This window comes from Aquiflexum sp. (assembly GCF_041751335.1).
GTDB lineage: Bacteria > Bacteroidota > Bacteroidia > Cytophagales > Cyclobacteriaceae > Aquiflexum.
Map to the genome: position 1 here is coordinate 19,139 of NZ_JBGSXS010000135.1, position 10,719 is coordinate 29,857.

The window sequence follows — 10,719 nt, forward strand, 5'->3', positions numbered from 1 at the left end:
GTTTCGAATAAAAGAATGCAAACATAAAAAATAAATATTTATGGAAAGGAATATTATTGTGACCGGGGCTGCAGGAAATTTGGGAAAAGCAGTTGTTGAAAAATTCAAAAGAGAAGGCTACAGGGTAATTGCAACTATTTTGCCAGATTCGGGAGAAGAAGTGGAAGAAGCTGATGATGTTTATGAACTTGATGTCACAGACGAGAAGGCAGTCGCTGCTTTTGCAAGTGAGTATCACCTCCAATACGGTGAAGTGGACGCTATCGGACTATTGGTGGGCGGATTTGGAATGGGGGCAATTGAACAAACCGGATTGGAAGACCTTGAAAAAATGTTTAAACTGAATTTCTACTCCGCATTCAATATGGTCAAAAACTTCCTTCCTGTTATGAAAAAAGCAGATTTTGGAAATTTCTTGTTTATAGGAGCTAGGCCTGCCTTACAGCCAGCAGATGGAAAAGGAGTTGTGGCATACGCTTTGAGTAAAAGTCTTGTAAGGGAGTTGGCCAAATATGTGGCAGAAGAAACAAAAAATACCAAAATCAGGGCGCATATCTTTGTTCCAAGTGTGATTGATACACCTGAAAACCGAGAGTCAATGCCTGATTCTGAATTTTCTAATTGGGTAAGCCCTTCCGAAATAGCCGAAGCCATGCACTTTGCAGTCAATAACCCCGCACTTAGGAATACTACTTTCAAAATGTATGGAAGTATTTAAAAAAACTAAACCAAAATGGAAAAGATATCGAAGCTCATTTTATTGTTGGTCTTTGGGTTGGCAGGGATACTCCAGGCTCAAACTCAAACAGACAGCAGAAATTTAAGAGATTTTAATGCAGTGAAGGTGTCCAATTCTATTAAAGCAGAATTGGTTAAAGGAAGTCAGAATAAAGTTGAAATTTCTGTTTCCGGAATTGATGTTGGAAAGGTAGAAACCACTGTGGTGGGGGAGACCCTTGAGATAAGATTGGCCAGGGGGAACTTTAGAAACCATGCAGTATCTGTTGTGGTTACCTACGTGGAATTATTGGGGATTGAGGCCAATACCAGTGCAAGTGTTATCTCCAAAGATCCCATTGTTGCCCAGGAAGCATTTCTTTTTGCCACAACCAACGCTTATCTTGAAGCTGAGGTTGAAGCAGATGTCCTAAGTGTAGATGCGGCTACCAATGCGAGGATTTTTGTTAATGGAAAAGTGGATGAATTAATTGCCAAAGCTTTTACCAATGCCGAAATAGATGGTAAAAATCTGACAGGGAAGCAAATTGAAATACAAGCCAATACAGCTGCTACTATTCATTTTAATGCAACATCGACTATCGAAGGCTCTGTAGCTACTGCCGCAAAGGTTTATTATGGGGGCAATCCCAAAAACGTGGATGTTAAAACTTCAACAGGTGGTTCAATACAGAAAAGATGAGAAAACCTGCATTAATTATTTTTGGTTTGATTTTTATTGCGATTATTCCATTACATGCCCAGGAGGAGATTGCGGTAAAAGAAGTAATTGCATCTCTTTTTGAGGGGATGAAAAGTAGGGATGCTGAAACTTTAAGGAATGCATTCCATCCCGAAGCAACTATGCAAACTGTCATTTCTAATGATGCAGGAGCGGAATTGGGATCTAACACTGTTAGTGATTTTGTGAACCGGATTGTCAGTACCCCGGAAGGTACCATTTTGGATGAAAGGATTCTGGATTTCCAAATAAAAGTGGATGGACAAATGGCTGCTGCTTGGACGCCCTATGAATTTTATGTCAACGATAAATTCAGCCATTGCGGCGTTAATTCTTTCCAATTGATCAAGACAGTTGATGGTTGGAAGATTACCTATATTATTGATACAAGGAGGAAGGACTGCGTGGATTCGTAAATAGAAATCATTTAGATTTCTGAGATTCTGAGTAGTTTTGGATATAAAGGTCTAATAGCAAAATTTACCTAGACCATTATTGAAGGTTATTTTAGGTTAAAACTAGAATCTAATGGTTATGAAACTGGCAATAATACTTTTAATGCTCTTTGTTTTGTTCTTGTTTACAACATGTGATTCTCCATTTGTTGAGGATGTTTATAGTATTAGAATGCAAAATAATATTAATCAGCCGCTGAGTTTCACTGTTAGTTTCAATTATCCGGACACGTTAATACCCGCTGATTACAATCATTTAAGAGGGATGCCGGCTAATAGAACAGTTTTTTACGACAGTAAAAAAGATTGGGATAAAGTATTTAAAGAAGATTTACCCAGAGATACTTTGAGCGTTTTTATATTCGATGCGATAATAATTCCAGATGATTGGGATGAAGTTCTTTTGGAGTATAAAATTACTAAACGTTATGATCTTAGTTTAAAAGATTTAGAGTGCATTGGTTTTACAATTACTAATCCTCCCAATGACAATATGCGAGGGATAAAGGTATTTCCAAAATAAGAATAATTATAAATATTTGAAGTTTGATGAAGGTTGATTATTGGTGATTTTGATTGTATTTCCAAATGGAAATTGGTAAGGTTAAAAGGGAGTATTTCGATTGTAATCGGAAGCAAACTTCACCCAGTCATCGTGGAAAGTCCATTCCATACCTAGGGGATATTCTACACATAGAAATGTGAGAAGTTGATGTTTTTACAAACTATACGGGTCAATAATCTGTAACCTATCAATATTTTTAAAGTCTGAGATATTGCGAGAGATTAAAACTAAATCATAGACTAATGCCGTAGCTGCAATGATGGCATCGGGCAATTTGGTTTTGTATTTTTTACGGATTGCAATAGTAGCAACCACTACAGAGTCTGTCAAATCTAATACAGTAGCATCATTGATGAAATTGGAAAGTGTTTCGTAGTGTTCATCAGATGTGTTAAAGCCCAGTAATTCAATTTTGGTTATTACCGAAATATTGGGAATGGCATCAATAACACCATGCATAAAATTCATTCCTGAAACTGGAAGTTTATTACCGAGATAATCAATCACAGCATTAGTATCAATTAAATGCTTCGGTTGTTCCATTCGTTACGGCTTTGGATTACGTAATTTTGAAGTTCATCAGCTACATCAGATGGCAATTTCCCGGCATACTTTTCAGATAGTTTTTGCTGCGGTTGAATACTTTTTTTAAGGACTTTGATAATATTTAAATCTTCCAAATCCTCTAAGAGCTTGTAAGCCTTGTCATTATTGATTTGTACTAATACTGTTTCCATCATTATATTATTTTAAAATTGCATGAATCTAAAACCTATACCTAAGTTGATCAACAGAATAACTGTTGATCCTTACTCCACCGTTTGAAACAGTCACAAGTATCATTCCTTAATCTCAATCACTTTAAACTCAGTCCTTCTATTGGTCTGATGTTCTTCTTCAGTCTGTGCATTTTCTATGATCAATTGTCGCTTGCCATATCCTTTAGCAACCAATCTATCTTCATCAATACCCTGTGACACCATGTAAGCAACCGCCGATTCAGCCCTTCTTTGGGACAATGCGTCATTGTACGCATCACTCGCCCGGGCATCCGTATGGGAACTTAATTCTATCCTAATACTAGGATTGTCTTTGAGGATTTTGACCAATTTATCCAACTCAACAGCAGCATCAGGTCTGATATCAGCCTTGTCCAAATCATAGTAGATGTTGTCCAGCACGATGGACCTTTCCAGAATAAGCGGTTCCAACACAATCGTCGTATCCAATGTTACATTGGTCACATCTTGGATCAGGTCTTCCACTCTTGGAGTTTTTCCCACTGTACTGTAATTGATGCTTTTTGTAAAATAGCCGCTTTTTGAAGCAATGATAGAAAAGTTTTGGTCAGGTGTCAGCGTAAATCTTAACCTGCCGCTTTGGTTCGAGAAATCACCTCCGATATTCTTGTTAGTATTGTCATAAAGCACGACCCTTGTTTGTGGAAGGATTTTTTCAGTACCATCTTCATTGAGTTCCTTTGTGGTCACATTGAGGAGTACATTGACAATTTTAGGTTTGGGAGTCTTATCCTCAAAATAATAAATGTCATCATCTCCCAGTCCCCCTTCTCTGTTGGAAGAAAGGAATCCTTCTGTGGGGTATTTAGTAAAGAAAATTCCAAAATCATCCGCTAGGGTATTGATATTGGGTCCAAGATTTTTTACTTCCCATCCTTTATCAGTCTTTTCAGCCACAAAAAGATCCAGTTTTCCAAAACCCGGATGTCCATCGGATGCAAAGAAAAGTTTACCGTCAGGTGCCACGTATGGGAACATTTCATTGCCCATGGTATTGATCTGAGGGCCAAGACTGACTGCGTTTCCAAAATCACCATTGGCCAATTTGGTTGCTTTGTATAGGTCCAATCCGCCCAAGCCATCATGCCTTAATGAGGCAAAATATAATTCATTTCCATCAGGACTGAATGCGGGAGTGGTATTGGCGTAAAACTCATCCTCATTGACAGGCATCCAAATAGGTTGGGTAAAACCTCCTCCTCTGAAATAAGATGCAAAAAGCTGTATATCAGGCAAGTCTTTTGGAGACCTGGAATTGGCCCTTGCATAAATTAAAGTATTGCCATCAGGACTGATGGCCAAAGATCCTTGGTTGAGATTTTCTTCATTTCTGAATTCAGGTAAAAGCTGAATATTTTGTACATCTACTTTAATACCATCCACTCGCGTCCTCATTAACTTCAATAATGGGGTACCTGTCGCTAAATAAATACCGCTACTAGCGCGGTTGCTGGTAAAATATAAATAGCCTTCCTTAACTATCGGAGAATATTCGGCCATTGAGGTGTTGAGCAATTTATAGTTTTCTACTTCGATGTATGGGAAATAATCTTCGATGGCCTCAATCTTTCCCAAATTGTCGATTTCTCTGTTTAAAAGTTTAAGGTAATTGTCATCTAAGGTTAGTTCCTTGGCTTTTGAAAATGCATCTTTCGCTTCTTCATATTCCCCTTGGCTTTTCAAACTTTGGCCCAGGCGATAGTAGGTATCGAAGGTTTCTTCCTCCTCAGCTACTTTTTCATAATATGCCTTTGATTGTTCAATCCTGTTGGTCAATCGATAACTTTCAGCCACATAAAAATTAGCCTCTTTGTTTTCAGGATCATCTTCCAGGATTTTTGAAAAAGAATTGATGGCAAGCTGATAATCACCTCCCTGAAATTGGTTTTGGCCTTTTTGGTACAAGCTGGTACATGAACTGATCAGGATAATCGTCAAAACCAGAAATACAGCAATTTGCTTCATAGATACAATTAATGGATTAATCTCTAAGTTTTAAATATAGGACAATTATCATAATTAATTAGCAAAGTATTTGTTCAGCCAACTTTCTTTTGCGCTGATCAGCCATTTGTTTTGCAGATCAGATTTTTTTTGAATAACAGGGTTCAATATTGTGGTGTCCGACTTTAGGGTTCCTTCTTCAACTTTAGATTTGATGCCAAACAAAGGACTTACCTCCAAAGAATCGCGATCAATCAAGTATGACACTTTACCCTGATTGAGCAAATCTATGGAAAATTTGGTTTCGATTTCCTTCAACAACCTGACCGAACTATCAATAGAACAACCGCTAGCACCAAATTGGCTTTCATCAACAGAAAGGATAATCACCTGATCAAAACGGATATCATAAGATGTCGGCATCAAGGCTCCATGTGTATTCCATTTTTCACAAAAATCGGCAAGAACATCATTGATGTATTTTTTCTCATCCGGATTTAATTTTCTGTTTGATTGATAAACCCAAACCCGTGCATGGTCCGGCATCTGATTGAATGGTAAATACATAAGCTGATATTTTATAATTCCTTAAATAAGGAGAATTCAGGCAAATTAGTTCTTCTAACTAACGGAGAAAAGGGTGAATTGGATATATTTCAAAATGATTAATCCGGTAATATTATCATAATCTTCTTTTCTAGTTTGAATGAAATCAAAGGCAAATTTTCTATACTTTGTCTCCGTTAGGCCAGACCAAGCCATTTGTCAGCTTTTACTTGTGCCCACATCCAAAAAGGAATCAAGTCAACTCCTCCAATCGTATCTTCCTGATCAAATGTGATGATACAGAATTTGATCAAGTTTCCGGCTTTTGTTGCCTCTTGGATTCCTTTGATTTCCCGCTTTAAGTTATCATTATCAACTTTCCAACAAACCTGTACAGCGGCTACTATGGCTTCATTCCATTTGACCAGAAAATCACATTCCCCTGATGAAGTTTTGAAATAATATATTTCTGTAAATGATCTACGAAGCTGCAAATACACAAAATTTTCCAACCTCCGGCCCAAGTCCTTGGTGAAAGAGATACTATTGGCAACTGCCAAAGCAGGATCTATGGAATAGATTTTTTTTGGATTGCCAATTTGTTTTCTAATTGAAGTGGCGTAAAGCGGGATCAGATCGAACAAATAACTCTCTTCCAAATAATCGCAATAGTCGATAACTGTCCGGACTGACTTGATCTCCAAAAGCTGTCCCATCCGGTTATAGCTCATCTCTTTTCCTATATTTGAGCAGAGAAAGACTCCCAATCTGACCAATTGCATTTCGTTGAGTATGTTTCTTCTTACCGCCACATCCCTTGTGATGATATCTCTCAACAAAGTCCGGAGGTATTCAGGATCTTGATGTTGCAAATATTCGGGAAAGCCTCCAAGTTCAAGATATGACTCAAAACTATCCTTCCCCGGAGTCATTTGTTTTAAATCCAGAAATTCCAGGTAACTAAAAGGAAAAAGTTCTATCTGCTTATATCTTCCTGTTAAGCGGGTTCCTAATTCCCTACTCAGCATACAGGCATTTGAACCGGTTATATTAAGGTTTTTTCCCTTTTCATAAAGCGACCGAGCAAAAATCTCCCAACCTTCCACCCACTGTAATTCATCTAAAAGCATGACTTTTTTGCCCAATTCTTCTTGTATATCCTCAAGTTTGGAAAAATCGCTGACATCAAAATTCACCAGTCTCGGATCCTCAAAGTTCAAATACATGCCATCTTCTTGGAAGCTTTTTCTGATCAGCATACTTTTCCCACTTCTTCTCACACCCGTCACAATAATGACTCGCTTATCATCTAAAGGAATGTTGATTTCCCTCTTGATCATTAAATCCGGGACAAAATACCTGCTTTGGTCAGCTATTATTTCCTTTATCGTATCCTTAGAAACCATTTAAACCATTGATTTACAATGCAAATATAAAAGCTTGTATTTGTAATACAAGATATTATGTATTGAGAATATATAATATTGTGTATTTGAAATACAAGCTTTAAATTAACTTGAAGTTTAACCAAGGATCAATCCCAAAAATTATTTTTTCTTCAATGCGATTTTCTTTGAATCAAAACCTTTCGGGTATAATCTATTTCCTTTTAAGAGGTAAGACGTATCTAGAACATCGTCTTTAAATTCTAAATACAAGGAATCCCTTAAAATAACCCACTTTCCTTTTTCATCCAAATCGAATGTTCCACTCTGACCTCCTCTATATTTGTAATGAAATGTTTGATCCTCAAATAGTATCAACTCTTCTTTTGAAATCAAAGAAGTCATCATTAGGTCATAATACCATCTAGTGATGAAATTACCTAGTCTTTCTGTTTTTGTATAGATCGCCTTTATCTTTTTTTCTTGTTTTTCAAAGAATACTAAACCTGCGAAAAGCAATATATAGGTAATTATTATTTTCATTGTTGACTATCAAATCCCCATATCTTTTGCCAGCATTTCTGCCAAGTCATAAACTTTGACATCATGCTCTCTCTCTTTATTTTTTACGCCATCAGACATCATGGTCAAGCAGAAAGGACATCCTACCGCTATGGCAGTCGCACCAGTTGCCAAGGCTTCTTCGGTTCTTTCGATATTGATGTCTTTATTACCGGGCTCGGGTTCTTTGAACATCTGTCCTCCGCCGGCACCACAGCAAAGGCCTTTTGTCCGGCATCTTTTCATTTCCACCAATTCCACATCCAAAGCCTTGATGACTTCCCTTGGAGCCTCATAAACATTATTGGCCCTACCTAAAAAACAGGAGTCGTGAAAAGTGATTTTCTTGCCTTTAAATTCTCCACCACCTTTAAGAACTATTTTACCCTCGTTGATCAATTGCTGAAGAAACTGCGAATGATGAATGACCTCATAATTACCTCCCAATGCCGGATATTCGTTTTTGATGGTATTGAAGCAATGTGGGCAGGCAGTGACTACTTTTTTCACCTCATAGCCATTCAATACCTGGATATTTGCAACGGCCTGCATTTGGAATAGAAATTCATTTCCGGCCCTTCTTGCCGGGTCACCTGTACAGGCTTCCTCCGAACCTAAAACGCCAAAACTGACCCCGACCTTATTGAGAATTTTCACAAAAGCCTGGGTCACTGTTTTGTAGCGGTCATCAAAAGAACCGGCACATCCTACCCAAAATAGTATTTCCGGAGTTTCTCCTGAGGCTGTCATTTCTGCCATGGTTGGTACTTTGTATGTTGACATTTTTGGAATTTTTGATTTAAGATTGTAGATTTTAGATTGAAGCGAGAAGCGAGAGTCAAGACAGTCTAAAATCTCGCTTCTCGGTTCTCGCATCTATTCAATTTCTTCATTTTTTACCTGATCTGCCCAATTGAACCTGTCGGTTGGTGCGAATTTCCATGGGGAGAAGCTGGTTTCCATATTCTGAAACATGGCATTCCATTGGGCTGGAGTACCTGATTCTTCCATAGCGACATATCTTCTCAATTGTAAGATAATGGATAAAGGATCAATATTGATCGGGCAGGCTTCCACGCAGGCATTGCATGAAGTACAAGCATTGATCTCTTCTTTGGTAATGTAATCGCCGAGCAGTGATTTTCCGTCTTCCAAACCTTTTCCCCCTGTATCAAGACTTTTCCCTACTTCCTCAGCCCTGTCACGGACATCCATCATTATTTTTCTTGGGGACAGTTTTTTGCCGGTGATATTTGCCGGGCATTCTGAAGTGCATCTGCCGCATTCTGTGCAGCTATAAGCATTCATTACATTTACCCAAGTCAGGTCATTGACATCTTTGGCACCGAATCTTCCGATTTCAGCCGGAGGAGTTTCCTGATTTCCTTCAGCAGGTATTCCCAACATCATATTCACCTCATTGGTGACTTCTGGCATATTTATCATTTCGCCCTTAGGCTTTAGATTGGAATACCAAGTGTTTGGGAAAGCAAGGAAAATGTGCAGGTGCTTGGAGTAGGTAACATATACAGCAAATCCCAATATTCCAATAATATGGAACCACCAAGCAAACCTTTCAATGAAAATCAAAGCCCCATCACCCATACCTTCAAAAATGGGACGGATCAGGCTGCTGAAAAACAGCGTGTTCAGCAAAGCATAATCTCCAACACCTCTGGATGCCAGGATTTGGTCTGTGGCGTTCATGGTGAGTATGGCAAACATGAGGATAATCTCAATGATCAAAATCAAGTTTGCGTCCAAGGAAGGCCAACCTTTCATTTCAGGCTTGGTGAAGCGCTCGACTTTCATGATATTTCTACGGATTAGAAAAGCCACACAAGATACCAAAACAGCTATTGCCAAGAATTCAAAAATATTCATGGCGACACCATAAGCAGTACCTAGAAAGGGAGCAAAAACCCGGTGGCTTCCTGCCAAACCATCTATGACAAATTCCAGCACTTCAAGATTAATGATTACAAATGCGACATAAATTAAGAGGTGAAGAAATGCTGGCCCAAACCTCTTGAACATCTTTTGTTGGCCAAAAGCTACCAACAGCATCGTTTTCCAACGCTTTTCTGTTTGGTCATTTCTGGTTTCGGCTTTGCCAAGAAATATATTCCTTCTTAAATACCTGACCCTTTTGGATAAGATATAGGCTGCAATGCCGAAAATAAGAAGAAAAACCAATTGTGGTAAAATGCTCATATTGTTCGTTTTATCGTTTTTTGATTGGGTTTATATTAATTTTTTTTTCAAATGGTTTGCTTGAAAGGTTCAAATATCTACCTTTGCATCACTTTATCAGAAACGGTGATATAGCTCAGTTGGTAGAGCATCGGACTGAAAATCCGTGAGTCGGTGGTTCGAGTCCACTTATCACCACAAGCCCCTTTGAAAGAAGGGGCTTTTTTTATGTCTATTACTTTTTTAAGCTCATTTAAACTAGAAATCATCTCACCGAATTTGATGTTGCAAAATAATAAATAGTAGGCATGCATACTATTTATGTCAATAATTTAAAATCAATCTAATCTCTGATTTTTTTTCCAAATTGCTGTAACATTTCCAAAATCCAATCATTACCTACCTAAAATGAAGACATTTTTTGAAGCACATATTTGGACGCTCAAAAGCAAACTCTACCGGATGGCCTATTTATGGGTTAAGGATAGAGATGTGGCTCAGGATGTGTTGCAAGCCGTTTTTGAAAAAGCATGGCTAAAAAAAGATGAACTTCAAAAAATGGAAAACCCTACAAGTTGGATGGTCAGAAGTGTCAAAAATGAAAGTCTTCAACACTTCAGACAGATAAAAAGGTTTGAACCTTTGGGAGGAATGGAGATTGAAATTGATTATCCTGAAGTTGAAAACAAGAGCCATGATGTGAGTTTAGTTTTTAGGTTTTTGGATTCCTTGCCTGAAAAGCAAAAGGAGATATTTCAATTGAGAGAGGTGGAGGGATTGACCTATGAAGAGATTGCTGAATATTTGGAGA

13 protein-coding genes and 1 tRNA gene are annotated in these 10,719 nt (G+C 38.1%); 6 read left to right on the plus strand and 8 right to left on the minus strand.

Features of this window, described 5'->3' with window-relative positions:
* Positions 1-40: 40 nt before the first annotated feature.
* The 4 genes from ACEW8U_RS07265 to ACEW8U_RS07280 all read left to right on the plus strand — a co-directional run bounded on the left by ACEW8U_RS07265 (position 41) and on the right by ACEW8U_RS07280 (position 2,437).
* Complete coding sequence (locus ACEW8U_RS07265; protein ID WP_373521373.1) at positions 41-718, plus strand: SDR family NAD(P)-dependent oxidoreductase; 678 nt, start codon at positions 41-43, stop codon at positions 716-718.
* A 15-nt stretch (positions 719-733) separates the two neighbouring features.
* Positions 734-1,420, plus strand: a complete 687-nt coding sequence (locus tag ACEW8U_RS07270; protein ID WP_373521374.1) for a head GIN domain-containing protein — start codon at positions 734-736, stop codon at positions 1,418-1,420.
* A complete protein-coding gene (locus tag ACEW8U_RS07275) occupies positions 1,417-1,875 on the plus strand; it encodes a nuclear transport factor 2 family protein (RefSeq protein ID WP_373521375.1) in 459 nt (152 codons plus the stop codon). The genes ACEW8U_RS07270 and ACEW8U_RS07275 overlap by 4 nt, the downstream gene beginning before the upstream one ends.
* A 118-nt stretch (positions 1,876-1,993) precedes the next feature.
* Positions 1,994-2,437 carry a hypothetical protein gene (locus ACEW8U_RS07280; RefSeq protein WP_373521376.1) on the plus strand — a complete coding sequence of 148 codons (444 nt, stop codon included), beginning with the start codon at positions 1,994-1,996 and terminating at the stop codon, positions 2,435-2,437.
* Between the two features lie 195 nt (positions 2,438-2,632).
* Here the strand turns inward: ACEW8U_RS07280 and ACEW8U_RS07285 are convergent, their stop codons facing one another.
* From ACEW8U_RS07285 to ACEW8U_RS07320, 8 genes are all read right to left on the minus strand, one after another.
* Complete coding sequence (locus tag ACEW8U_RS07285) at positions 2,633-3,022, minus strand: type II toxin-antitoxin system VapC family toxin (RefSeq protein ID WP_373521377.1); 390 nt, start codon at positions 3,020-3,022, stop codon at positions 2,633-2,635.
* Positions 3,001-3,216 (minus strand): hypothetical protein, encoded by a 216-nt coding sequence (locus ACEW8U_RS07290; RefSeq protein WP_373521378.1) that lies wholly within the window; start codon positions 3,214-3,216, stop codon positions 3,001-3,003. Before ACEW8U_RS07290 ends, ACEW8U_RS07285 begins: the two co-directional genes overlap by 22 nt.
* A gap of 102 nt (positions 3,217-3,318) precedes the next feature.
* Positions 3,319-5,244: an OmpA family protein gene (locus ACEW8U_RS07295; protein ID WP_373521379.1), complete on the minus strand. Its 1,926-nt coding sequence runs from the start codon at positions 5,242-5,244 to the stop codon at positions 3,319-3,321.
* 54 nt (positions 5,245-5,298) lie between these two features.
* Complete coding sequence (locus tag ACEW8U_RS07300; protein WP_373521380.1) at positions 5,299-5,790, minus strand: hypothetical protein; 492 nt, start codon at positions 5,788-5,790, stop codon at positions 5,299-5,301.
* Positions 5,791-5,966: 176 nt separating this feature from the next.
* On the minus strand, positions 5,967-7,175 hold the full coding sequence (locus ACEW8U_RS07305) for an ATP-binding protein (RefSeq protein ID WP_373521381.1): 1,209 nt from the start codon (positions 7,173-7,175) through the stop codon (positions 5,967-5,969).
* Positions 7,176-7,316: 141 nt separating this feature from the next.
* Positions 7,317-7,697, minus strand: coding sequence for a hypothetical protein (locus ACEW8U_RS07310; RefSeq protein ID WP_373521382.1), 381 nt, complete (start codon positions 7,695-7,697; stop codon positions 7,317-7,319).
* Between the two features lie 9 nt (positions 7,698-7,706).
* The gene (locus tag ACEW8U_RS07315) at positions 7,707-8,498 is read right to left on the minus strand and encodes a (Fe-S)-binding protein (protein WP_373521383.1); all 792 of its coding nucleotides are present in this window, start codon (positions 8,496-8,498) and stop codon (positions 7,707-7,709) included.
* Between the two features lie 93 nt (positions 8,499-8,591).
* Positions 8,592-9,929 carry a 4Fe-4S dicluster domain-containing protein gene (locus tag ACEW8U_RS07320; protein WP_373521384.1) on the minus strand — a complete coding sequence of 446 codons (1,338 nt, stop codon included), beginning with the start codon at positions 9,927-9,929 and terminating at the stop codon, positions 8,592-8,594.
* A gap of 104 nt (positions 9,930-10,033) precedes the next feature.
* Here ACEW8U_RS07320 and ACEW8U_RS07325 point away from each other — a divergent pair.
* Both ACEW8U_RS07325 and ACEW8U_RS07330 read left to right on the plus strand, forming a co-directional pair.
* Positions 10,034-10,106 (plus strand) — tRNA-Phe (locus ACEW8U_RS07325).
* A 210-nt stretch (positions 10,107-10,316) separates the two neighbouring features.
* Positions 10,317-10,719: RNA polymerase sigma factor (locus ACEW8U_RS07330; RefSeq protein ID WP_373521385.1), on the plus strand; the 403-nt coding region annotated here is incomplete at its 3' end.